Genomic DNA, 23,129 nt, shown 5'->3' with positions numbered 1-23,129 from the left:
CCTGCAGTCTGCTGTGGTCTTGGGAATTCGAGGGCGACGCTTTGCCAAAAGCCGGAGACATCGAGATTGTTCTCGATTGGGATAGTCGACCCACGCTAGTTCGGCGAACGGTGACTGTAGAGATCGTTCCGTATGCGCGCGTATCCGCCGAATTTGCGGCTAGTGAAGGCGAAGGGGATCTTTCCCTAGCGAATTGGCAGGTGCAGCATTGGCGTTTCTTCTCTGACGAGTGTCTTCGGATCGGACGAGTAGTGGATGAATCGATGCCTCTCGTGTGCGAGACGTTCGACGTACTTCACGTATTGAGCGGGTTCAAGTCGAAGGTTGGTGACTAGAGGTGTACGACTAGCATCGGCCAACAAGGGACACTCGGCTAATGCAACCGAACGACCCTGGACCTCCAGCTAACGGCCGCTCGAAATATTGAAAAATGGCGTGTACTCCCCGCAGTTTGCCTTCGGCTACACACCTATTGCCGCTGTGTCAGCAGAAACCATCTACAAAACCATGTAGTCTTGCAAGTTACCCATCCGATTCAGGCACTGAGTCAGAATAGTGGAAATACCACTTACAGGAGAATCCAATGACGGTAGTACGATCGATTGTTGTCGTGATCGCCTGGGTGTTCGGCGGAGCCACTGTTGCCTGCGCCCAGAGCACCACAGCACTGCTGTGCCAAGGGTCCGGATCGGTGCTTGAATCGCAGGTATCGAACGGCATGGAATACGACAACAAGACGCACAGCTATAACAAGAGCACGAATAGCTCAACCACGGGGCGTCGACCTTTCAATGGTGCGGTGAACGTCGAAATCGCAGGCAATAGCGTGAGGATGCGGTTGCCGCACGAGATCATGCCGGGGATCAACAGCGCGCGTGACGGATGGTTCACGCTCAATGATGTCTTTGTCGGGGAGAGGGAGATCACCGGAACGCTCAAACTGAATACGGTCAACAGGGCTAAAGTCCGGATTGATCGAATGACGGGGCAACTGACCGTAGCTAGTGGGTTCGAGGATTTCGACGGCGCCTGCACCAAGGTCGATACAAACTCAGGACCAAAATTCTAGGCAACTATGCCGGACGCGAAGTGCGTGCCCGGCCCGACTGGGGCGGCCGTGACTTGCGGAAAGATGCAGTGCTACAGATCCCGCGAGCCCGTTTCATTCCGGTATAGCTAACACTCAACGACATATCCGGGTTGACTGACAGGGATACGGTAATTCCTGGGCGCCAGGCCTCAAAATATGAATCGCTGAATTTCTTGAGCCTGGCCAGTTTGCCGTTGATATAGACCGGCCCATACTGAAACGAAAAGCGAACCTACGCGCGCCAAGGCAAAACATCAATGCGCGCATTAAAGAACGGAGCTATGCATCTTGAGCGACAACCAAATGGTATTCGTGCCGTCCCAGCCGCTGGAACCGGGTGCAAGGTATGGGATTTTGAGCGGCTTCGCGCCTGGCACCCGCGTCCTGAAGGCCGGTTCTCAGATCGCGCCGCCGTTCCGTTCGCTGCCGGTTGACGTCGTGTTCGAAAAGGACGTGGCGGTCACATTGCGTGACGGCGTGACGATCTATGTCGATGTTTTTCGTCCGGCCGCAACACAGAAGGTTCCCGTCATCGTGGCATGGAGTCCCTACGGCAAGGGCCAGGGAACTTCGCCGAGCGTGATGGGGATATTCGGCATGGTCGGACTGGACAACAGGATCGTGTCGGGCCTGGAGAAGTTCGAGGGTCCGGATCCCGCTTACTGGTGCGCGCATGGTTACGCGATCTGCAATCCCGACATCCGCGGGGTGGCCAATTGCGAAGGCGATAGCGTCCTGTGGGATCGCCAGGAGGGTCGGGACTGCCACGATCTCATTGAGTGGCTGGCCGAGCAGACGTGGTGCAACGGCAAGGTCGCGATGAGCGGCACTTCCTACCTCGCGGTCTCGCAGTGGTTCACCGCGGCAGAACAACCTCCGCACCTGGCCGCGATCAACCCGTGGGAGGGCGTCAGCGACGTTTATCGCGACCTGGTGATGCGCGGCGGCATGCCCGATACTGGCTTCGCAAGGCAACTCCAGGACAACAGTTTCTGGGGCAACGGCAAGAAAGAGGACATCCTCACCGAGGCCGAACGCTATCCACTCGTGAACGAGCTGTGGAAGAACAAGATCCCTCGCTTCGAGCGTATTACGGTGCCGGCGTACGTCGTGGCCAGCTACTCGAACACCCTGCACACTGCGGGGACGTTCCGCGCGTGGCGCCGAATAGCCTCCAGTCAGAAGTGGCTGCGAATCCACAACACCCAGGAATGGCCCGACTACTACGACGAGGCGAACACGGATGACCTGCGTCGGTTCTTCGATCATTTCCTGAAGGATGAGGACAACGGATGGGAGCAAACGCCTCGAGTCCGCTACGCAGTGCTTGACCTGCAAGGCGGCGACCGGGTCGCCATCGCAGCCGACGAGTTCCCTCCAAAGGACGTCGCGTCGACGAAGTATTACCTGGACGGCCGGTCGCGCATGTTAGGCACGCTCGCGCCAACGGAGGAGGCCACGGCCGCCTACGAGGTCGGATCCAACCCCGACCTCGTGTCCTTCGTCATGCGATTCGAGCACGAGACTACGCTTGTCGGCTACCCGAAGGCACACCTCTGGGTCGAGGCGCGGGGATCCGACGACATGGACCTGTTCATCCTCGTCCAGAAGCTCGACGTCTACGGCACCCCCCTGCAGCAATTCACCGTGCCCAATCAGGGCGCACTCGCGCACGACATTACCGAACGCGGTGCCTCGATTCTCCGCTACAAAGGTTCCGACGGACGCCTGCGCGCCTCACTGCGACGTCTGGACGAGGCGCTGGCGACGGATGCAGTACCCGCCCACAGCTTTGACCGGATCGAGAAGCTCTCAGCGGGAGAAATCGTCGATCTCGAGGTCGACTTGCTCCCGATCGGACTTGCGTTTTACCCCGGCGAACAGTTGCGCCTCGTCATAAGCGGCCGAAGCCTCCTGGGCACGATGATGCCTGGGATCCGCGAGTACGCCCCAGCTAACAGCGGAAGCCATGTCATTCACACCGGCGGTAACCACGCGTCCTACCTCCAACTGCCCGTGCTGGCGAGGTAGCGTGCTTACGGCTATCGGCATGCGTGGGCCCTTCTGCGGCGAAGCGGGGACGCACAAGGGCAGCAGCGCGTTCCTGCAAAATGGGTTTATCGGGTCGTGCAGACCCGAGGTCTGCTGCTCGAACGCCTGCCTCGCCATGCCGCGTCAATGCGCCGGCATGACGGCAAGGTCGCGGTAAACCGGAGCAATGCGTGTTGGTGATCGGACGGCTTTGAATTCGGTTGCGGACAATGGTGCACCGTTGCCTGTCATCTTTGCGCTGGACTGCTGCGACCGGGAAGCCATCAGTTGGCTGCGTCGACGGGAGGCCACACCAGGGACATGGTGCTTCAGGCGGTGGAAAACCGTCTCGATGGCGAGCTAAAGGCCGACAGCAGAAATCGAGTGGCTCAGCGACAACGATTTCTGCCACATTGCCGACGAGACGCTGACGTTCTCGCAGAAAGTCGGTCTGAAGGCCGCCACGACGCCGGTCAGAAGTCCGCGGAGCAACAGGATGGCCAACGAGTCGCATTCGCACAGCGCTTTGAAATACTGCTCACCGCGCGAGTCTCGCCAGCGAGCAAATTCATCAATCTAAGCGTGGCCGGATGTCTGGTCACGCAGGGGCAAGTCCACCCAACGAAGCGCCCCGTTGGACCGCTAAATCAATGATGGCCGCAATTTTTTTCACAGCCTACTCACCTGAACTGCCCCGCTAAAGCTCAGACGGAACACCCGCGCTATGTCGGACAATCGCCTTTGCCATGTGTTTGCGAGCGTTCACTCCGACTCCGTGAACGGACATCCATAATTCGGTCGCGACGAGCTGAAATGGGTCGATGAGAGACGTTCATTCACGGATGGGTTGACACTCCACGCATCAGCCATTCGAGCACCATCCCGCCCCCGCACGCCGCAGGAAAATTCAAAGTTAAATGAAGCGAACTCCGGATAGCCCAGAGTCAAGTGAACCGCGGATTCAAAATCAGCGGAGCAGCACGCCTGGGAAGCCCGACTCTAGCGACATGACCAACGCAAACTAATGAATCTCGACACTCGATCTCGCTATCCCGCCAAAGGGCGTTAGCCGAGAGCGGATTGCGTCGAGGTCGCAGATTTTCCCGGTACTGTCGTATCCTATGTTTTGGGCACGCACATCGGGGTTCTTGACTTGACCCGCGTTCGCTATTCTACTTACGCCCCTGCCGGTACCCTACGGGGATCCCGTCGGGGAATGTCTGCCGGAAGCGTTAATTGAGGAGAGCAATGCGCGGCCCAACCAAGAAGCAACTGACTTTAATCGAACTAGTCGACCAGGGCTTGAGCGTCGAGGAAATTGCGACGCGTACCGGCAAACTGGTGGCATCGGTTCATAAGCAATTGAACCGGGTTCGACGCAAAGTGCGCGAAGGGCATTTTGCACCCTCCCCTCTACCCATCGAGCGCGCTGCGGCCACTCCGCGTGTCTATCTCGCGGGCTTCGATGTCTTTCGCAGCGATGCGCTCAGTCACGGCCAGCATCTGAAGGCGCTCTGCCAGGCCCGCGGCATGATCGGTCTCTATCCGCTGGATAAACAGGTTCCCGACGAACTCGAGCCGCGCGCCAAAGCACAGTGGATCTGCCGCGCGAACATGGACGCCATTCGTTCAGCCGATGTTGTCCTCGCCAACCTGAACGACTTTCGCGGAGCCGGCGAACCGGACAGCGGAACGGCGTTCGAAGTCGGCTTTGCCGCTGCGCTCGGCAAGCCGATATGGGCGTATATCGATGACGACCGATCGCTGCTCGAGCGTGTATCGGTGAAGACGGACGAATCCGCTGCGTATTGCGCGAACGGCTTCCTGGTCGAGGACTTCGGCTTGAACATGAATCTGATGCTGGCGTGTACCGCCCGTATTGTCGTGGGCGGCCCGCAAGCATGCCTGGACGCCATGCTCGCAAGCGGGCAGTTCTAGCGGTATGGACTTCGCCATGAAAGCGTACAGGACGGCGAGTCGTTCCAGGAATGACCGAGCAGACCTCCCGTCGCTGACCTCCCGATCAAGCCCGCACGATCGTAACGCCCGCGTCCTCTAGCGGCTGGGTCAGCGCAAGCTCTGTTTCCCGCTCGACAATGATCGTCTGAGCCAGCGTGATGCCGCCGATCACATACTGCGAAGCCGCGTTGATCTTATCGGATGAAGCCAGCACCACCGTTTCCGCCGCGCGAGCGGCAAGCGCGCGCTTCACGAACGCTTCCTCGAAATTTCCTGTGCTCAAGCCCGCAGTCGGATGCACGCCGGTCACGCCCATGAAATAGATATCGGCCTGGATATGCGACATCGCTTCAACAGCGGCGGCGCCGACCGTCACGATCGAATGTTTGTAGAGCCGTCCCCCGATGACAATCACCTCGATCAACGGGTGATCTACCAGCCCGACGGCGACACTCGGACTATGCGTCACCACCGTTGCTGCTAAATCGTGCGGGATCTGGCGGATAAGTTCGGCGGAAGTCGTGCCGCCATCGATGATCACCACCTGCCCCGTTTCGATCATGGCCGCCGCCGCTGCGGCAATCGCGCGCTTGGCCGTCGACTCCAGGCCTCGCCGCTCGGCGAATGGCGCCACGGCCGTAGAAGCCGGCAACGCGCCGCCGTGAACGCGTTGCAGTAATCCCTCGCCGGCCAACTCGCGCAGGTCGCGCCGCACCGTGTCCTCCGATACCCCGAACGTCTCGCTGAGCTGCTTGGCGAGCACTTGTCCATCGCGCGCCAGGGTCTTGAGGATCGCTTTCTTGCGTTGAGAGGTCAGCATGGCGTTTGCACGAAATATCTTGATATTGCACGAATCTGCACGATACCATGACTACTCCTTTTGCGCGATGTGGAGCTGACGAGATGGTGGCTACAAAAGACAGGGTTCGGATTATCGATACGACCGTTCTATCCAACGACTGGTACGTGCTGAAGAAGACGACGTTCGACTTCCAGCGCCGCGACGGGACGTGGCAGCGTCAGAGCCGTGAGACCTACGACCGGGGTAACGGGGCGACGATCCTGCTGTTCAACCGCGACCGGCGAACCGTCGTGCTGACCCGGCAGTTCAGGTTGCCCGCGTTCGTTAATGGCCACGACGGCATGATGATCGAGGCAGCTGCCGGACTGCTCGATCACGCTTCACCGGAGGAGCGGATCCGCGCTGAAGCGGAAGAGGAAACGGGGTATCGGGTGGACAACGTGCAGAAGGTTTTTGAGGCGTATATGAGCCCCGGGTCGGTCACGGAGAAGCTGCATTTCTTCATCGCCGAGTACGACGCTTCGACGCGCATGGGACACGGCGGCGGTGTGGAGGCGGAGGGCGAAGATCTTGAAGTAATCGAACTGACGCTGGACGATGCCTTGGATGCGATGCGTCGTGGCGAGATTGTCGATGCGAAAACCATCATGCTGCTGCAGTTCGCCGCGTTGAACGCTGTGCTTGAAAGGAGTGCGCCGTGAAGCCTCAACTGATACTCATTGCGGGACCGTATCGCAGCGGTACCAACGGGAATGCCGCGTTGATTGCCGGCAATCTTCATCGGCTGGAAGAGGCTGCATTGCAGGTCTACCGGCTCGGACACATGCCGATGATCGGCGAGTGGGTCGCGCTTCCGCTGGCGGCTGCGGCGGGTTCCAAAACGGTGGGCGATCCGATCAGCGAAACGTTCTTGTACCCGGTAGCGAATCGCCTGATCAGGCAGTGCCACGCGGTGTATCGAATCGACGGCGCGTCTCAAGGTGCCGATGCCGATGTCCGCCTCGCAGAAGAACTCGGCTTGCCGGTTTATAGAAGTACCGCGGCTATTCCGCAAGTGACAGAGACGGTCTGACATTAAGACTGGGAGCTTGGCGTTTTCCCCTAACCAGGGTTTAAAACAGACACAACTACGCCAGAAAACGCTCATCGACTGGCCTCAATATCAAGCCTTCGAAATGGAGGTTGGATCATGGTCTCACTGCAATTGCTGCTCGTCTTTATCGGAGCCCTCGCGGTCGTGTATGCGCTCCCCGGGCCGGACATGGCGCTGGTCCTGCAGAGCAGTTCATCGCATGGCCTGAAGCACGGGCTCTCGACCGCTGCCGGTCTGGCGATTGCCCGCAGTCTGCATGTGACGTTGTCGGCGCTTGGCGTCGCGGCATTGCTGCGCAGCGCGCCGTGGCTTTATGACGGCGTACGTATTGCCGGAGCGCTGTATCTCGCCTACCTGGCGATCCAGATTTTTCGCTCGCCGGCGTTCGGTCTCGACGCCAACAACATGACATCGAAGACGCGCCCAACCTTGCGCGCAGCCTTATCGAAGGGCGTCTTGGGCAATCTGCTCAATCCGAAAGCGCTGCTGTTCTGTTCGGTTCTGCTGCCGCAATTCGTGCATCCCGACGCGGGCGCGGTCTGGTCGCAAGTGCTTGAGTTGGGTGTGGTCCTGGTTGTTATCGGCGCGCTGTTCGACGTGACGCTCGCCTGTTCAGCGGTGCGACTGTCGCGCTGGCTGCGCAGTCATCCGCGCGCTCAGGTCGTGCAACGCTGGACGTTCTCAATTGCCTTGCTAGCGTTTGCGTTGAGGTTGTCGATTGACTAAGACGGCCTCGGGCTCGCTTGCTTAAACCAGCGGGCCGTCCGCTTGCTTGCTCCTGATCGCAACGAGGATTGAGCTGCCGACAATCAGCAAAATGCCGATCAGCGACAGCGTGCCGACTGTCTCACCCCAGACCACATAACCAAAGATCGCTGCCCAGACAATGCTGGTGTAGTTATACGGCGCGAGCGCGCTCGCATCGGCTTGTCGAAACGCCATGGTCAACAGCAATTGCCCCGTGCCGGCCAGTATGCCGAGCAAACCCATGACGGCCACGAAATCCAGCGTCGGCGTTTGCCACGCGAAAAAGAGCGAAAGCCCGCTGACGAGCGCACCAATGAAAGTGAAGTAAAGCACGGTGACACTCGAATCGTTCGATGCGCGGATACGCTTGATTTGCAGAATCGATAATGCCCCGAAAATCGCGCTTGCCACTAATAACACGGGACCGAGCCAGCTTGTCTGGTCGCTGCTTGGACGCACGACTAAAAGCACGCCGATAAAACCGATCGCAGCCGCACCGGCATCACGACGTCTTAGCGTTTCCTTGAGAAGCAAGGGCGCCAGCACGATCACGAAGATTGTCTCCGAATAGACGATGGCAACCGCTTCGCTCAACGGCACGTAAGGCAACCCCGCGAAGAACAGTCCGAGTGCGCAAAGCAAGGTAATCGCACGGAGTGTCTGCGCAGGAAAATCCAGAGTCCTTAGCCGCTCGCTTAAAGGTTTGCCTTGCAGGCACATCGCAAACGCGGGCAACAAGCCGAAGATCATCCGGAAGAACGTGATCTCGTTAGCGGGGTATCTAAGGCTGACCGATTTTGCGAGGGCATCGACCACTGCAAAGCAAAGCATGGCCGCGAGGATTTGCGTAATGCTGCGCAGCGGCACTGCTCGGCTTTGGACAATGGTTGCAGGCATAGCGAGTCATGATCCGAAGGAAACGCGGCGTCCCCGCGTAAGCGTCCTGGGTAACGTCGACTAAGGCCGATTGCCGAAGCCGCGAATGGATACCTGCCAAGGCCAACGCGAAAGCGCTAAGTCTAGCGAGTCCGATACGAGAACCGGGGTGTTTGGACATCGCGTAGCTTATCACCGGATGACTGGGTGTCAGGTGATGCTTTTGCTCACGATATTGATCAAATGCGACACGGCATTTTCAAGTCGTGACGGATTGAATTGGCTTGCTGACTGCTTAAGACATTCCTCTATCAAAGGAATGCGCTTAGCGTTATGGGTGAAGTCCAGCCTAAGCGGAATTAGCCTTTAGATTAGACGTCCGGCAAGCCAGACGTCTTTTCAAACATTAGGTCAGGCCGTTACATCACTGGCGAGAATCGCGCCTTCCTCTTTTAGCGCATGAATACGTTCGTCGGAAAAACCATATTCCCGCAGCACTTCCGCCGTATGTTGACCTAACAGCGGCGCAGGCAAGGGAGACGGTGTGATGCCGTCAGAGAAATGAATCGGCAGGCCCAAGCCACGCATGCGCCCCGCTACCGGATGCGTCGTCTCTACAATCATTCCGCGCGCCAGCGCTTGTTCATGCGCCACCGCTTCGGGCACACCGAGCACCGGCCCTGACGGCAGGCCGATTGCATCGAACGTGGCAAGCCATTCGTCCGTCGTTCGTTCGACGAGCCGCGCCGTCAGGATTTCGACCAGCGATCCGCGATGCTTCAACCGCCCGGCATTGGTCTTGAAACGCTCATCGTCGTCAAGGCCTGGGATATCCAGCGCGCCGACCAGCCGCTCGTAGTTACTCTGATTTGCCGCGCCGATATTCACCCAGCCGTCGCGGGTCCGGAACGCCTGATACGGCGCGCTGGTCGGATTGGCCGAGCCTGCCTTGGGCAAGACCGTACCGTCGGCGAAGTAGTTCGCGAAGGCCCAGTACATCTGCTGCAAACCGGCTTCGAAGAGCGAGGTGTCGACCATCTGGCCCAGCCCGGTCCTTTGCTTGGCCGAATAGGCCGCGCAGATTCCAAGCGCAGCGAGAATGCCCGCGTTGATATCGGTGACCGGCGAGCCGGCCTTGATCGGCGCCTGACCGGGTTCGCCTGTCATGCTCATGAGACCGCTCATACCCTGCGCGATCAGGTCGAAACCGCCCTTGTCGGCCATGGGACCGCTGCGGCCAAAACCCGAGATCGCGCAATAGATCAAGCCGGGATTGTCCGCCTTGAGCGCTTCATAACCCATGCCGAGTTTTTCCATCGTGCCGCGACGATAGTTCTCGGTGACTACGTCGGCGGTGGCCAGCATTTTGCGCAGCACTTCACGGCCGCCGTCAGTCTTGAGGTTGATCGCGACGCCCCGTTTATTGCGGTTGACGATCATGAACGACGCGGACTCCCCGCCTTCCAGGATGGGGGCGAAACGACGGCAGTCGTCACCGCCGGGGATCTTTTCGACCTTGATGACATCGGCGCCCATGTCGGCGAGCATCATTCCGCAGATCGGCCCGGACATGATGTGAGCCAGTTCGATAACGCGCATCCCGCTCAGCGGGCCTTTGCTGCCTGCATCTGTTCCTGTTTCCGTTTCGAGCATTTCAACGTCCCTTGAATTCCGGTTTGACCTTGTCGAGGAAAGCTTGATAACCCGTGCGAAAGTCCTCCGTGCCAAAGCACGCGAAACCTTCGTCGCGTTCCTCGGGCGTGAGTGGCGCCGGGTTCATCGCGCGCTTCACGAACTGCTTATGCCAGCGCGCGACCAAAGGCGCGCCTTCGGCAATCCGGCGTGCAATAGCAAGCGTTTCAGCGGTGACCTGATCGTCAGCGACGATCCGCGTGACGAGCCCCTTGGCTAACGCCTCCTGCGCCCCGAAGATGCGCCCTTCCAGCAAGATTTCGAGTGCGGCGGCGGGACCCGCGAGTTGCACGAGCGCGTCGAGTTCGGCGTGCGCCATCACCAGGCCGAGGTTCTTGATCGGCACGCCAAAGCGGCTGGATTCCCCGCAGATGCGCAGATCGCACATGGCTGCAATCTCCAGGCCGCCGCCCACGCAAATGCCGTGAATCATCGCGACAATCGGATGCCGGCATGCACCCAGCGACGAAAGCGTGCGATGCATGATCGCCCCATAAGCGCGGGCTTGTTCAACGTTGGAGCGATCGGTCCGGAACTCGGCTATGTCGTTGCCCGGCGAGAACGCTTTCTCGCCGGCGCCGCGAAGGATGATGCAGCGGATGGCGTCATCGGCGGAAAGCGCGTCAATGGTTTCACCCAGCGACTGCCAGAGCGGCTTCGTCATGGCGTTGAGCTTCGCGGGCCGATCGATGACAACAGTCGCGATAAACCCCTCGCGTTCGATCAAGATGGATGGTTCAGCCACATCGTCTCCTGGAGAAAAATAACAGCGTCCTGCGAGCGCTTCTAAACAAATTTCTAAACGAACTTCCGCGCCGGCTCAGTGCCTTCCTTTCCTTCAACGCTCTCAGCAACGACGTCAAGCGCCCGGTCCGGCCGCATGGTGAACGAGAGCACGATGCCCAAGCCCATCAAAATCATGGAAACCGTGAAAGGCAGGTTCCAGTTACCGGTTTTATCGATCAGAAAACCACCGACAACCGGACTGATAATCGCAGCCAGCGCGGAACCCGAATTCATGATGCCGCTGGCGGTGCCGGCATGCTTCGGCGCGATGTCCATGGGCACGGACCACATGGGTCCGATCGTCATCTCGTTGAAGAAGAACCCGCCGCTCAGGCATACCGCGGCCAACGTGATCGACATATTCGAAACCAGCATGATGGGCGCAAGCGAGAGCATCGTCAGAAACATGCAGACACCGACCATCACATTGCGGGCCATGCGAAGGTTGCCGCTGCGTCGCAAGATGCGATCCGTCACCGATCCGCCGAGCCAGTCACCCAGAACGCCCGCAAAGAACACGCCCGAAGCAAACAGCGCCGACTTCCCCAACTCCATGTGATAGTTGTGGAGAAAGTACTGCGGGATCCAGCCGAGGAACAGCCACAACACCCAGCCGTAGCAAAAGTACACGGCGGTAACGGGCGCCATCCGTCCCAACAGCGGACGCCACGGCACCGGCACGCGCTGCTTGACGCCGGAGAACGACGAAAGCGTCGCGCACTCGTCGGCGGTAATGCTCTTGTGGTCACGGGGGTTGTCGCGGAAATAGAAGATCCAGACAATCGCCCACAGGAAGCTGATGATCCCCGTCACAATGAATGCACCACGCCAGCTCGTTGCGATCATCAACCAGACAATCAACGGCGGCGCCACCGCATTGCCAATACGCGACGCGGCATGCGTGGTCCCTTGAGCGAAGCCGCGTTTATCGGCCGGCATCCAGTTGGACATGGCGCGGGTAGCGGTAGGAAACGTGGCGCCCTCGCCCAGCCCGAGCAACAAGCGCGCAACGATCAGCGATACAAACCCGCCGGCCAGCCCTGTCATGATCGTGGCGCCTGCCCAGATCACGGCGCACACAGCAAGCGTCCGACGCGGCCCGAAGCGGTCTCCCACCCATCCGCCAATAATCTGGAACACCAGATACGGATAGGCAAATGCGGAAAATACGAAGCCGATCTGGATATGCGACAAATGCAGTTCCGCGCCGAACTGCGAGGCGGCGGTACTGACGTTGACACGGTCGACATAGGTAATGAAATACATTGCGCATAGCAGCAACAGAACACGCGTCGTAGCTCGACGGAACATCATCGTCTCCTTGGGTAGTGCGTGCTTCATCAAGGCGCTTAACGGGGCGCCCGAAGCGAACTGCATCCGGAACTTCGGTAAAGCTTTACAGAACGGGCGTTAAAGCGAGGTGGCGAATCCTGGGTTTGCGCGGTCGTGCCATGCTGGTCTCCAATGCGCGGAACATGACGCCGTCCGCTGTTTATGTGAACCCGTGCTGCTGTGCGGATCAATAATCCCTGAGCGCCGCGGCCAGTACCTGAGCGACATGCAGCGCTTTTGCGTCGGTGCCATCGGCTATCTGGTGACGGCAACTGGTGCCGTCGGCGACAATCACGGCATCCTGCGCCTTTTGTGCTTTCCGCACGGCCGGGAGCAGCGACAGCTCCGCCATCGCCTTCGATGCTTCGTAGTGCTCGGCTTCGTAACCGAAACTCCCGGCCATGCCGCAACACGACGATTCAACCACCGAGACCTCCAGTTGAGGAATCCAGCCGAGTACAGCCTGCACGGGACGAAACGCGTCGAACGCCTTTTGATGGCAGTGACCGTGAACCAGCGCCTTCGGCTGAGCGAGGGGTTTCAACGAAAGCCGCAGGCGTCCCGCCTCTTTCTCGTGGACCAGGAACTCTTCGAACAAGAACGATGACTGCGAGAGCTTGCGTGCTTCATCGCCATAACCGTAGTCGAGAAATTCATCGCGGAAGGACAGCAGGCACGAGGGTTCAAGGCCGACGACCGGCACGCCGCGCTCTATATAAGGCCGCAATGTGTCCAGCGTGCGACGCGCTTCAGCCTTCGCTTCGTCGACGCGTCCCGCCGACAGGAACGTACGCCCGCAACACAGCGGCCGCTCGCCCGCCTTCACGTTCAGATGAACCGTGTAGCCCGCCGCCTCGAGCACGCGCTTCGCGGCACGGGCGTTATCGGGTTCCATATAGTTGTTGAAGGTATCGACGAAAAGCAGCACCTCCTTGTCGCCCTGCACGGGTGGCAAAGGCTGTACGACCGTCGATAAAAACGACTTCACGAAATGCGGAAACGCGCGTTGCGGCGCAAGTCCAAGGCGCGTCTTCAACCAGCCTGCGAAACGCGGCAAGCGTTCGACCGAGCCAAACAAAGACGGCATGCGGCTCGCATACGGCGCATAGCGCGGCAGAAAGCCCACCAGCCGGTCACGCATGCGCAAACCATTCACCGCCGTCCACGCCGCCCGCGCTTCAATCTTGATCTTCGCCATGTCCACGCCCGTCGGGCAGTCGCGCTTGCAGCCCTTGCACGACACGCACAGGTCCAGTACATCCTTCACGTCCTGGCTGGCAAGGCCGCCCTCACCGAGTTGCCCGCTGATCGCGAGCCGCAGCGTGTTCGCGCGGCCTCGCGTGACATGCTGTTCGTCCTTGGTGATGCGATAGCTCGGGCACATCGTGCCTGCATCGAACTTGCGGCAATGGCCATTGTTGTTGCACATCTCGACGGCTTTCGCGAGCCCGCCGGTGCGATCGTCGCCCGTGCCCGGTTCGGTCTCGATACCCGTCAACGGATCACGTTTCACGTTCCATTGCGACCAGTCGAGTTGCGTCTCTATCTCACGCTCGCGATACGTCGGCGGGAAACGAAAGTTCGTCGCGTCGTCCATCTTCGGCGGATTCACGATGCGATCCGGACTCATGCGATTCTCGGGATCGAAGAGCGTCTTGATCTCGCGGAATGCCTCGTTCAGACGCGGTCCGTATTGCCACGCAACCCATTCGCCGCGGCACAAACCGTCGCCGTGTTCGCCCGAATAAGCGCCCTTGTATTCGCGCACCAACGCCGATGCTTCCTCTGCAATCGCCCGCATTTTCTGCGCGCCGGTGCGGCGCATGTCAAGAATCGGCCGCACGTGCAGCGTCCCGACGCTCGCGTGCGCGTACCAGGTGCCTTCAGTGTCGTGCTTGTGGAATACCTCGGTAAGACGTGTGGTGTACTGCGCGAGATGTTCGAGCGGCACGGCGCAATCTTCGATGAAGGACACCGGCTTGCCGTCGCCCTTCATGCTCATCATGATGTTCAGGCCGGCCTTGCGCACTTCCCACAAGGCCTTTTGTTGCGTGGCATCGGGCATCTCGACGACCGAGCCGGGCAACCCCAGATCGCCCATCAGTTCCACGAGTTGGGCAAGTTTCGCGAGTTGCACGGCCTTGTCGGCACCGGCGAATTCAACCAGTAGCACGGCTTGCGGCTGGCCAACCAGCGCGCGTTCGATCACCGGACGGAACGCGGGATTGGACATCGACAGGTCGATCATCGTGCGGTCGACCAGTTCCACCGCGACCGGTCCCAGCTTGACGATGTGCTGGGTCATGTCCATTGCGTCGTAGAACGTGGGGAAGTTCACGACGCCAAGCATCTTGTGCTCGGGCAACGGCCACAGTTTTAACGTGAGTTGCCGGCTGAACGCGAGCGTGCCTTCGGAGCCCACCAACAATTGCGCAAAGTTCGGCTCACCGTCGGCGCTGAAGGGCAAGGGGCTTTGGCAATCGAAGAGATCGATGTTATAGCCCGCCACACGGCGCAATACCTTCGGCACCTGCTCGCGAATTTCATCGCGTTCGCGTTGCGCTATTCGCTGCACGCCTTCGACCAGCGAACGCGTGCGAGCGTCGGATGACATGGCGTGCAATGCACCGAACGTGGCTTGATGACCATCGGCCAGCACGGCATCGATAGCGGCCACGTTGTGCACCATGATCCCGTATTCCATCGACCGCGAGCCGCACGAGTTGTTGCCCGCCATGCCGCCGATCGTGCATTGCGCGCTGGTCGATACATCGACGGGAAACCACAAGCCGTGCGGTTTCAGCCACGCGTTCAGATGATCGAGCACCACCCCCGGCTCAACCGTTACCGTGCGCGCTTCCGGGTCAAAGTGGACGATATTGTTGAGCCACTTGCTTGTATCGATAACCAGCGCTTCGCCAATCGTTTGCCCGCACTGGCTCGTTCCGGCGCCGCGTGCAAGCACGGGAACGTGGGCGTCGCGTGCAATCTCCAAGGCGAGCAGCAAGTCGGCCTGATCTTTCGGCACAACCGCGCCCATCGGCATGATCTGGTAGATCGATGCGTCCGTCGCGTAGCGTCCACGCGACGCCCGGTCGAACAGCACATCGCCCCTCAACTCTTGACGCAGGCGCATGGCCAGCGGCGACAGCGTGGCGCGCGCCGAGGCCGGCATCAGGTGAATCGGCTGGACGAGCGCTTCGGAAGATTTAGTCAGCATCGGCGTCTACGCGCGGTTAATTAATGAGGAGTCTCTGCGGAGGGCGCCGGTCATGCGTTGCCGCCTGACCGGCTTAGCGTCACGCCGCCGCTTTCAATGCCGGTGCCGCGGTGTGGCTCGTCAAGTAGTCCATGGCCGCAAGCACGCCGCTGCCCGCCAGCTTCACGCCGGACAACTTGAGGCCCATTTCGCAACCTGTGAGCGTGGCCATCAGCGTGAGGTCGTTGCAGTCGCCCAGATGCCCGATGCGGAACATGCGACCCTTCAGCTTGCCAAGGCCGGTGCCGAGCGACATATCGAAGTTTTCGTAGATGGTCTTGCGGATCGCGTCCGCGTCGACACCCTCGGGCGTCATCACGCCGGTGAGCACCGGCGAATAGACCGCCGGGTCGGCGCACTGAATCTCGAGTCCCCATGCGTTGACCGCGGCGCGGCAAGCCGCAGCGAGTCTTTGATGACGAGCGAAGACCTGCTCGAGCCCTTCGTCGCCGATCATCTCGAGCGCTTCCGACAAGCCGTACAACAGATTGGTGTTCGGCGTATACGGCCAGTAGCCGCTCTTGTTCATCTCGATGATCTCGTCCCACGCCCAGAAAGCACGCGGCAACTTGGCCTCTTTACTCGCCTTGATCGCTTTCTGCGAAACCGCGTTGAAACTGATCCCCGGGGGCAGCATCAAGCCTTTTTGCGAACCGGACACGGTGACATCCACGCCCCATTCGTCGTGCCGATAATCGGCGGACGCAAGACCCGAGATCGTATCGACGAGAAACAGCGCCGGATGCCCGGCCGCGTCGATCGCGCGCCGCACTGCTGCAATGTCCGACGTGACGCCCGTCGAGGTTTCGTTGTGCACGACGCAAACCGCCTTGATCGTGTGCTGCGTGTCGTCGCGCAAACGCGCTTCGATCATGTCTGCCTGCACGCCGCGCCGCCATCCCTCGATTCCCGGCAGTCCCAGGAATTCGGGCTTCAACCCGAGGTTTTCGGCCATCTTTTTCCAGAGCGTCGCGAAGTGTCCGGTCTCGAACATCAGCACGGTGTCGCCGGGGCTGAGCGTGTTGCACAGCGCCGCTTCCCATGCGCCCGTGCCCGAGGCCGGATAGATCACGACCGGCTGGGCAGTCTTGAAGATGGCCTTGATGCCGTCGAGGACTTTCAGGCCCAAAGCACCGAATTCCGGCCCGCGATGGTCGATCGTCGGATAACTCATTGCCCGTAGAATGCGGTCCGGGACCGGGCTGGGACCCGGAATCTGCAGGAAATGGCGACCAGCGGGATGGAAATCGAGTTTTAACATGATGCGTCCTTTGAATTTTGCATGCAAAATACTTTAGCGCACCATCGCGGCGATCGGAAGCGATAAATGCTTGTTTTTGTTAGGTAGAAACCCGTCCCTCCAAATTTACCGCCGCCGTACGGTAAAATCGTGTCAACAGAATGGGTAGAGGTATTGAATGCAAAATGATCATCTGCAGGATTCACAAATCGCGCAGATTTCGCAAATCGCAGCCACGCTTCCAAAAGTTGAGCGGCAGCGGTTGCATGACACGGTGGTAGAGCACCTGCGCAATTTCATCGTCGAGGGCTTGCTCGCGCCAGGCGTGAAGCTCAACGAACGCACGCTGTGCGAGACGCTGGGCATTTCGCGCACGCCGTTGCGTGAGGCGCTGAAGGTGCTGGCGTCCGAGGGCCTGATCGACATCCTGCCGAACCGGGGTGCGTCGGTGTCGCAGATGAGCGAGGCGGAGATTCGCGAGATGTTCGAACTGATGAGCGGGCTGGAAGCGTTCTCGGGCGAACTCGCGTGCGAGCGGATAACGCCTGCCGAGCTGAGCGAAATCAAGGCGCTGCATTACGCCATGCTGGCGTGCCGCGAGCAGAACGACCTGTCGGGGTACTACAGCCGCAATCAGGCCATTCACGACAAGATCAACGACGCCGCGCGTAATTCAGCGCTGCGGCAGACCTATGTATCGGTGAACCGGCGGCTGCAGGCATTGCGGTTCCGGTCCAACTTCCAGACGGTGAAGTGGGACAGCGCGATCCGCGATCACGAAGCCATGATCGAGGCGCTGGAAGCACGCGATGGCAAGCGCATGGCGTTGGTCCTGCGCGGCCACTTGCTGGCCAAGCGCGATGCGGTGCTGGCCGAAAGAACCATGACGACGGTGCGCACGCGCTCGGAAGGCGGCACGCTGCCTGACGCGCTGCCGGGTTAATCGCCGCACACTCAATATCGATGCGCGTTTTCGGATAGCAAAGGCAACACCGCCGTCCGCTGCCCGTCCACAGTTGCGCCTGCAAATGCGAAGCTCGGCGAAAGGTCGCGGTTGAGATCGGCGGGGAAGTTGAGAACGGGCTTCGATACTTCGTCGAGGGTCGCGATCTGCGCGTCAGTCAGCTTGAGGTCGAGCGCGGCAAGATTCGCCCTAAGCTGTTCAATCCGGCGTGCACCAAGGATCGTCGATGTCACGCCCGGCCGGTTTTGTACCCATGCAAGCGCAACGGCCGCCGGAGTGGCGTTCACTTCCCTGGCAACGGCCGTCAGCGCATCGATAACCTGAAAATCCTTCTCGCTCGGCAAGCCGACCAGAGACCCGCGATCCGACGCCACGGTACTCACATTCTCACGGCTGTATTTGCCCGACAGCCAGCCGTTCTTGAGAGGACTCCAGGGCATCACGCCGATGCCAAGCTCTTGCGCCATCGGAGTCAGTTCGCCTTCCACGGTCCGCTGCAGAAGGGAGTATTCGACCTGCATCGCGATCAACGGCGTCCAGCCGCGAAACTGCGCAATCATCTGCGCCTGCGCGACCTTCCAGGCGGGCGCGTCAGAGAACCCTAGATAACGCACCTTGCCGGCGCTCACGAGATCGTCCATCGCGCGCATCGTCTCTTCAATGGGCGCGGTGCGGTCCCAGTTGTGCATCCAGTACAGGTCGATGTAGTCCGTCTGCAACCGGCGCAGCGATTCCTCGCATTGCTCGACGATTGCCTTGCGCCCGGCCCCGCCACCGTTCGGATCGCCGCGATGCAGGTTGCCAAAGAATTTTGTGGCAATGACCGTGCGATCCCGGCGGCCTGTTTGCCGCGCAAAGAAGTCACCGATGATCTTTTCGGAATGACCGACGGTATAGATGTTGGCGGTATCGATGAAATTGCCGCCCCGGTCCAGATACTCCGCAAGGATGGTTTCTGCTTCAGCGGGGCTCGAACCCCAGCCCCAGTCTTCGCCAAAGGTCATGGTGCCAAGACAGAACGGACTGACGCGAAGGCCCGAGCGGCCGAGCGTGACGTAGGAATCCAGCGACATGATGTTTCTCCTGAAAATTGACGGGTTGGCCTGACGTCAATAAAACCACCGCACACCCTCCCGGCGATAGATCAATGCTCGCACGCTCTTGCACGATCCTGCCAATCTTGGGCGAATCATGCGTGCGATGCTTGCGGTTAAGCCGATCGCCGCTTACCGTAGAAAGATGGACCATCTCGCTGAACTTCGCACACTGATCAAACGCCACGCCTGCGCCGACATGATGGTCGAGGCGCTCCCGGGCGTCGCGGTCATGGCGTCCGACACAACCACCGAGCCGATCTACCATGTGTACGAACCCACGCTTGCCGTGATCGCCCAAGGCACCAAACGCACGGTGCTGAACGACAAGGTGTTCGAATACCGCGCGGGGCAGTACCTGGTAGTGTCCGTCGATTTGCCGATCACCGGGCATGTAGTCGAGGCGAGCGAACGCGAACCTTTTCTCGCGATGGGGCTGGTGCTGAAGCCGGCGAACATTGCCACCCTGCTGCTGGAGACTGCGGCCAGCGACAGGACCGTCGCCGAGCCCTTGGGTTTGGCTATCAGCCATGCATCGCCGGAGTTGCTCGATCCGGTCGTGCGGTTGCTTCGCCTGCTGGATCGCCCCGAGGATATCCTGGTGCTCGCGCCCATGATCGAACGCGAAATTCTCTGGCGGTTGCTCGCGGGCGAACAGGGTGCGATGGTCCGGCAAATCGGTCTCGCCGACAGCCGCTTATCGCAAATCAGTCATGCCATCCGCTGGATCCGCAGCCACTACGCCGAGACGCTTACGACCGAAGCGCTCGCGGGGCTGGTCGGCATGAGCGTTTCGTCGTTTCATCGGCACTTTCGCGCGGTGACTTCGATGAGCCCGCTTCAATATCAGAAGCGCATACGTCTGCAGGAGGCGCGTGCGCGGCTCCTCGCGGAATCGGGAGACGTCGCCGCGGTGGGATTCGAGGTGGGTTACGACAGCCCGTCGCAGTTCAGCCGCGAATACAGCCGCCTGTTCGGCGCGCCGCCGGGCCGGGATGTCGCGCGCTTGCGCACCGTGCCGGCGCTGGAACAAGGCATCGCCTGAACGGACGGATGCTCCCGATAAACACGTCCTCACCCCGCGCATATTCCCTACGCTCGAAGCCCCTTGTATAAATCCATTTGATGGGTTTATAAGAAAACACAATTATTTTTATGGTTTTCGGCTTTGTACAGTCCGATGCAGTCACAACGCGCCATGCAATAAAAAATCGAGCGCGACAAGAACATCCACTCGCCACCGGACCATCATGAAACTACTCAAGCTTGCCCCTCTCGCGGTGCTGGGCGCCTTCACAGCGTCGTCGTACGCACAGAGCAGTGTCACCCTTTACGGCCTGATTTCAGGCGGTGTCGGCTTCGCGACCAACCAGGGTGGCCACAACGCTTATGAGGCGCTCAGCGGCACGAACCAGAATCCGCGTTGGGGCCTGAAGGGACGCGAAGACCTGGGCGGTGGCCTGAGCACGGTGTTCCAGCTTGAGAACGGTTTCAACATCATGAGCGGCACGGCCTCGCAGAACGGCCGGGAATTCGGCCGGCTGGCGTATGTCGGTCTCGCCGATAAAACCTACGGTACGCTGACGCTCGGCCGCCAGTACGACGCGATCCACGATTACATCGGCCCGGTGATCATTGCGAGCAACGGCGTGAATATCGGCGATAACGACAACGGCTATAACGACATCCGCGTCCAGAATTCGGTCAAGTATGTGAGCCCGGAATATCGCGGGCTGAAGGCGACGGCCATCTATGGCTTCAGCAACTCGACCGGCTTCGGCGACAACAACGCGTACAGCTTCGGGGTTGGTTACGAGAACGGCCCGCTGAAGTGGAGCGCGGTCTACGCGCAGTACAACCACCCGGACAACCCCACTAATCCGGACGGCGCGATCTCCAACGACTACGCGTCACCCATCTTGATTTTCGATAAGAGCGCGACCCACCCGTCCGTGTTCGCGAGCAAACAACGCATTGCCGGCACCGGCGGTTTCTACACCATCGGTAAGGCGCAATTCGCCGCACTCTTCACCGATGTCCACTACGATTACCTCGATAACTCGCACCTGCATCTGCAGAACTTCGGCGTGAACGTGGTGTACACCATGACCCCGTCGCTGTTCCTCGGCGCCGCATACGGTTACACGGATGGCAAGTACGACGTCATCAACCAGAAGCCGCAGTGGCATCAGGTGAACTTGCAGGCAGACTATTTTCTGTCGAAACGTACCGACATAGCGTTGACGGTGATCGGCCAGCTGGCCGCCGGCGACGCGCAGCATGCGCAGATCTTCGCGTTCGCGCAGTCGACCACCACGCGCCAACTGGTCGCAACGGTCGGTATGCGCCACGTATTTTGATCATGAGCCAAACTTCTAATATCCCTCGCCGGACGTTCCTCAAGGCATCGGCGGCGCTGGCTGCCGGTGCGCTGTTCAATCCGCTCGCGCAGGCTGCGAACGAGCGACGTACGGTGATCATCGACTGCGATCCGGGTCAGGACGATGCCATCGCCATCCTGTTCGCACTCGGTGCACGCGACCGGCTGGACGTGCGCGCACTGACCGCAGTGGCGGGCAACGTGCCGCTGAACCTGACTGAGCGCAACGCTCGCATCGTGCGCGATTGGGCGGGTCAAACGAAGACCCTGCCCGTTTATGCAGGATGCCCACGTCCGCTGATGCGCCCGCTGATTACCGCTGCGAATGTGCATGGCAAGACGGGTCTTGAAGGCGTGGAGTTGCACGAACCGCTGGCGCCTGTCGCGCAGCAACACGCGGTGGCGTATCTCATCGACACGTTGAAAGCGGCTGCGCCCCATAGCGTGACAATCTGCGCGATCGGACCGCTGACGAATCTGGCTACAGCGCTTACCGAAGCGCCCGAAATCCGCGACGGCCTGCGCGAAATCGTGCTGATGGGCGGCGCATTCTTTGAGCGCGGCAACATCACGCCAGCCGCGGAATTCAACGTTTACGTCGATCCGGAAGCCGCGAGCATCGTGTTCGCGAGCGGTGTGCCGATTGTTGTGTTGCCACGCGATGTCGCTGTGAAAGCGCCCATCACGCCTGCACGCATTGCGCCGATACGCGCCATCGGCAATCGCTGCGGCGCGATTGTCGCGGACATCATGGCGGCTGAGGTCAAGTATCAGTTGGGGCGGCGCGGCGTGGAAGAAGCGCCGATGTATGACCCTACCGCAGCGGGTTATCTCGTTGATCCGACGTTGTTCAAGGGTCGGTTGGTCAATGTGGTGGTGGAGACCACCGGGCAATGGACGCTGGGGGAAACAGTGGTCGACTGGAGCGGCCATAGCGGCCGTGCGCCGAACGCAACCTGGATCACCGATGTCGATGCTGATGCGTTTTATGCTGCTTTGCGGGCGAGTATTGCTACGTTACCGTAAGGGATTTTCGTTCGCACTCGTGGGGGTGGGGTGTTGGGTGGTTTGGAGTTAGCGGTTGGTCTAGGGCAAGTTCTAGCGTTAGTGGTTGGGGGCTATGCTGGGGTTGGTGCTTTCGGCGTTAATGGTCGAGGTCAATGCTGGGTTGCTAGGTTTCTGCGCTAGCGGTCGGAGTCTATGCCGGGTTGGTGCTTTCAGCGTTAGCGGTCTGCTTGATTCGGATTTTCTCTCTATCACTGTTAGCCACTGTGCGTGGCGGCACGTCATTTCTTTGTCCAAAGCGACAAAGAAACGAAGCAAAGAAAACGCTTTTAACCGCTCTACCCTAAGTGTCCACAGCGTGCAGTTTTAATTCATAGGTGCCCCAAAAGCACGGTGCTCGCCAGAGCGGAGAATGCTTGAAACCCTCCTTCTCGCGAATCCTGACATAGACACGCTTCGCCACCAGTGCCCTCGGGCAAGCACCATTGCCCAAAAACCCCGCTCGGCCTCACGCGCATTTAGTACTTTGTCTCTCGGTAGGGTGGGCGGTGGGCGGTGGGCGGTGGGCGGTGGTCCGAATGGCCGGGTGGTCTACGCTGAAGGGGTTGCGTGGCCACCTGCGCGGATCATGTGTGAGGTGTATTTACTGCTTCAATTTTTGGTGAGTTGGCTGGTGGGTTACATGGAATTTGTCGGTTACGGCCTCACGCGTTTCGGTAACCTTATTTCCCAGGGGTTTGTCGACGTGGTTCGGCATGCGTACGAATTTGGCGGGGGGT

19 protein-coding genes and 1 pseudogene are annotated in these 23,129 nt (G+C 59.9%); 12 read left to right on the top strand and 8 right to left on the bottom strand.

Features of this window, described 5'->3' with window-relative positions; all coding sequences use genetic code 11:
• The 5 genes and pseudogenes from GSQ93_RS25985 to GSQ93_RS25970 form a co-directional block, all read left to right on the top strand.
• Positions 1–335: ASCH domain-containing protein (locus GSQ93_RS25985; protein WP_254074057.1), on the top strand; the 335-nt coding region annotated here is incomplete at its 5' end.
• Between the two features lie 248 nt (positions 336–583).
• A complete protein-coding gene (locus tag GSQ93_RS25980; RefSeq protein ID WP_158938503.1) occupies positions 584–1,069 on the top strand; it encodes a hypothetical protein in 486 nt (161 codons plus the stop codon).
• 309 nt (positions 1,070–1,378) lie between these two features.
• The gene (locus tag GSQ93_RS25975; RefSeq protein WP_158938502.1) at positions 1,379–3,121 is read left to right on the top strand and encodes a CocE/NonD family hydrolase; all 1,743 of its coding nucleotides are present in this window, start codon (positions 1,379–1,381) and stop codon (positions 3,119–3,121) included.
• A 75-nt stretch (positions 3,122–3,196) separates the two neighbouring features.
• Positions 3,197–3,701 (top strand): annotated as a pseudogene (locus GSQ93_RS38295) (DDE-type integrase/transposase/recombinase); the annotation flags it as partial.
• A gap of 668 nt (positions 3,702–4,369) precedes the next feature.
• Positions 4,370–5,059, top strand: a complete 690-nt coding sequence (locus GSQ93_RS25970) for a nucleoside 2-deoxyribosyltransferase (protein WP_158938501.1) — start codon at positions 4,370–4,372, stop codon at positions 5,057–5,059.
• Between the two features lie 85 nt (positions 5,060–5,144).
• Here GSQ93_RS25970 and GSQ93_RS25965 read toward each other — a convergent pair whose 3' ends face one another.
• Positions 5,145–5,900 carry a DeoR/GlpR family DNA-binding transcription regulator gene (locus tag GSQ93_RS25965; protein WP_158938500.1) on the bottom strand — a complete coding sequence of 252 codons (756 nt, stop codon included), beginning with the start codon at positions 5,898–5,900 and terminating at the stop codon, positions 5,145–5,147.
• An 83-nt stretch (positions 5,901–5,983) separates the two neighbouring features.
• Between GSQ93_RS25965 and GSQ93_RS25960 the strand changes: the two genes are divergently transcribed.
• The 3 genes from GSQ93_RS25960 (at position 5,984) to GSQ93_RS25950 (ending at position 7,701) form a co-directional block, all read left to right on the top strand.
• Entirely contained in the window at positions 5,984–6,583 is a 600-nt protein-coding gene (locus GSQ93_RS25960) for an NUDIX domain-containing protein (protein WP_158938499.1), read from the top strand.
• On the top strand, positions 6,580–6,954 hold the full coding sequence (locus GSQ93_RS25955) for a DUF4406 domain-containing protein (protein WP_158938498.1): 375 nt from the start codon (positions 6,580–6,582) through the stop codon (positions 6,952–6,954). Before GSQ93_RS25960 ends, GSQ93_RS25955 begins: the two co-directional genes overlap by 4 nt.
• A 117-nt stretch (positions 6,955–7,071) precedes the next feature.
• Entirely contained in the window at positions 7,072–7,701 is a 630-nt protein-coding gene (locus GSQ93_RS25950) for a LysE family translocator (RefSeq protein WP_158938497.1), read from the top strand.
• Between the two features lie 21 nt (positions 7,702–7,722).
• On the opposite strand, the gene GSQ93_RS25945 is transcribed toward GSQ93_RS25950, so the two are convergent.
• From GSQ93_RS25945 to GSQ93_RS25920, 6 genes are all read right to left on the bottom strand, one after another.
• The gene (locus tag GSQ93_RS25945) at positions 7,723–8,619 is read right to left on the bottom strand and encodes a DMT family transporter (protein ID WP_158938496.1); all 897 of its coding nucleotides are present in this window, start codon (positions 8,617–8,619) and stop codon (positions 7,723–7,725) included.
• A gap of 390 nt (positions 8,620–9,009) precedes the next feature.
• Entirely contained in the window at positions 9,010–10,251 is a 1,242-nt protein-coding gene (locus tag GSQ93_RS25940) for a CaiB/BaiF CoA-transferase family protein (protein ID WP_254074056.1), read from the bottom strand.
• Position 10,252: 1 nt separating this feature from the next.
• Entirely contained in the window at positions 10,253–11,035 is a 783-nt protein-coding gene (locus tag GSQ93_RS25935; protein WP_158938495.1) for an enoyl-CoA hydratase/isomerase family protein, read from the bottom strand.
• Between the two features lie 53 nt (positions 11,036–11,088).
• Entirely contained in the window at positions 11,089–12,390 is a 1,302-nt protein-coding gene (locus GSQ93_RS25930) for an MFS transporter (protein ID WP_158938771.1), read from the bottom strand.
• Between the two features lie 205 nt (positions 12,391–12,595).
• A complete protein-coding gene (locus tag GSQ93_RS25925) occupies positions 12,596–15,628 on the bottom strand; it encodes an FAD-binding and (Fe-S)-binding domain-containing protein (RefSeq protein ID WP_158938494.1) in 3,033 nt (1,010 codons plus the stop codon).
• Between the two features lie 79 nt (positions 15,629–15,707).
• Positions 15,708–16,928 carry an alanine--glyoxylate aminotransferase family protein gene (locus GSQ93_RS25920; protein ID WP_158938493.1) on the bottom strand — a complete coding sequence of 407 codons (1,221 nt, stop codon included), beginning with the start codon at positions 16,926–16,928 and terminating at the stop codon, positions 15,708–15,710.
• Between the two features lie 157 nt (positions 16,929–17,085).
• Between GSQ93_RS25920 and GSQ93_RS25915 the strand changes: the two genes are divergently transcribed.
• The gene (locus GSQ93_RS25915) at positions 17,086–17,850 is read left to right on the top strand and encodes a GntR family transcriptional regulator (RefSeq protein ID WP_158938492.1); all 765 of its coding nucleotides are present in this window, start codon (positions 17,086–17,088) and stop codon (positions 17,848–17,850) included.
• An 11-nt stretch (positions 17,851–17,861) separates the two neighbouring features.
• Here the strand turns inward: GSQ93_RS25915 and GSQ93_RS25910 are convergent, their stop codons facing one another.
• A complete protein-coding gene (locus GSQ93_RS25910) occupies positions 17,862–18,944 on the bottom strand; it encodes an aldo/keto reductase (protein ID WP_158938491.1) in 1,083 nt (360 codons plus the stop codon).
• A gap of 118 nt (positions 18,945–19,062) precedes the next feature.
• Between GSQ93_RS25910 and GSQ93_RS25905 the strand changes: the two genes are divergently transcribed.
• From GSQ93_RS25905 to GSQ93_RS25895, 3 genes are all read left to right on the top strand, one after another.
• Positions 19,063–20,010, top strand: coding sequence for an AraC family transcriptional regulator (locus tag GSQ93_RS25905; RefSeq protein ID WP_254074055.1), 948 nt, complete (start codon positions 19,063–19,065; stop codon positions 20,008–20,010).
• A 202-nt stretch (positions 20,011–20,212) separates the two neighbouring features.
• Positions 20,213–21,325, top strand: a complete 1,113-nt coding sequence (locus GSQ93_RS25900) for a porin (protein ID WP_158938769.1) — start codon at positions 20,213–20,215, stop codon at positions 21,323–21,325.
• Positions 21,326–21,327: 2 nt separating this feature from the next.
• Positions 21,328–22,371 carry a nucleoside hydrolase gene (locus tag GSQ93_RS25895; protein ID WP_158938490.1) on the top strand — a complete coding sequence of 348 codons (1,044 nt, stop codon included), beginning with the start codon at positions 21,328–21,330 and terminating at the stop codon, positions 22,369–22,371.
• The last annotated feature ends 758 nt before the right edge of the window (positions 22,372–23,129 follow it).

It is taken from the genome of Burkholderia sp. S171 (genome assembly GCF_009766085.1).
Classification (GTDB): domain Bacteria; phylum Pseudomonadota; class Gammaproteobacteria; order Burkholderiales; family Burkholderiaceae; genus Caballeronia.
Note: the sequence above shows the minus strand (reverse complement) of the source record. Positions and strands in the feature narration are given on the sequence as shown.

Bases quoted from the DNA above. Each gene is read 5' to 3' on its own strand.
- GSQ93_RS25960 (WP_158938499.1), top strand. From the start codon at position 5,984: ATGGTGGCTACAAAAGACAGGGTTCGGATTATCGATACGACCGTTCTA.
- GSQ93_RS25940 (WP_254074056.1), bottom strand. From the start codon at position 10,251: ATGCTCGAAACGGAAACAGGAACAGATGCAGGCAGCAAAGGCCCGCTG.
- GSQ93_RS25945 (WP_158938496.1), bottom strand. From the start codon at position 8,619: ATGCCTGCAACCATTGTCCAAAGCCGAGCAGTGCCGCTGCGCAGCATT.
- GSQ93_RS25905 (WP_254074055.1), top strand. From the start codon at position 19,063: ATGCGTGCGATGCTTGCGGTTAAGCCGATCGCCGCTTACCGTAGAAAG.
- GSQ93_RS25970 (WP_158938501.1), top strand. From the start codon at position 4,370: ATGCGCGGCCCAACCAAGAAGCAACTGACTTTAATCGAACTAGTCGAC.
- GSQ93_RS25930 (WP_158938771.1), bottom strand. From the start codon at position 12,390: ATGATGTTCCGTCGAGCTACGACGCGTGTTCTGTTGCTGCTATGCGCA.
- GSQ93_RS25910 (WP_158938491.1), bottom strand. From the start codon at position 18,944: ATGTCGCTGGATTCCTACGTCACGCTCGGCCGCTCGGGCCTTCGCGTC.
- GSQ93_RS25915 (WP_158938492.1), top strand. From the start codon at position 17,086: ATGCAAAATGATCATCTGCAGGATTCACAAATCGCGCAGATTTCGCAA.
- GSQ93_RS25920 (WP_158938493.1), bottom strand. From the start codon at position 16,928: ATGTTAAAACTCGATTTCCATCCCGCTGGTCGCCATTTCCTGCAGATT.
- GSQ93_RS25925 (WP_158938494.1), bottom strand. From the start codon at position 15,628: ATGCTGACTAAATCTTCCGAAGCGCTCGTCCAGCCGATTCACCTGATG.
- GSQ93_RS25980 (WP_158938503.1), top strand. From the start codon at position 584: ATGACGGTAGTACGATCGATTGTTGTCGTGATCGCCTGGGTGTTCGGC.
- GSQ93_RS25895 (WP_158938490.1), top strand. From the start codon at position 21,328: ATGAGCCAAACTTCTAATATCCCTCGCCGGACGTTCCTCAAGGCATCG.
- GSQ93_RS25965 (WP_158938500.1), bottom strand. From the start codon at position 5,900: ATGCTGACCTCTCAACGCAAGAAAGCGATCCTCAAGACCCTGGCGCGC.
- GSQ93_RS25950 (WP_158938497.1), top strand. From the start codon at position 7,072: ATGGTCTCACTGCAATTGCTGCTCGTCTTTATCGGAGCCCTCGCGGTC.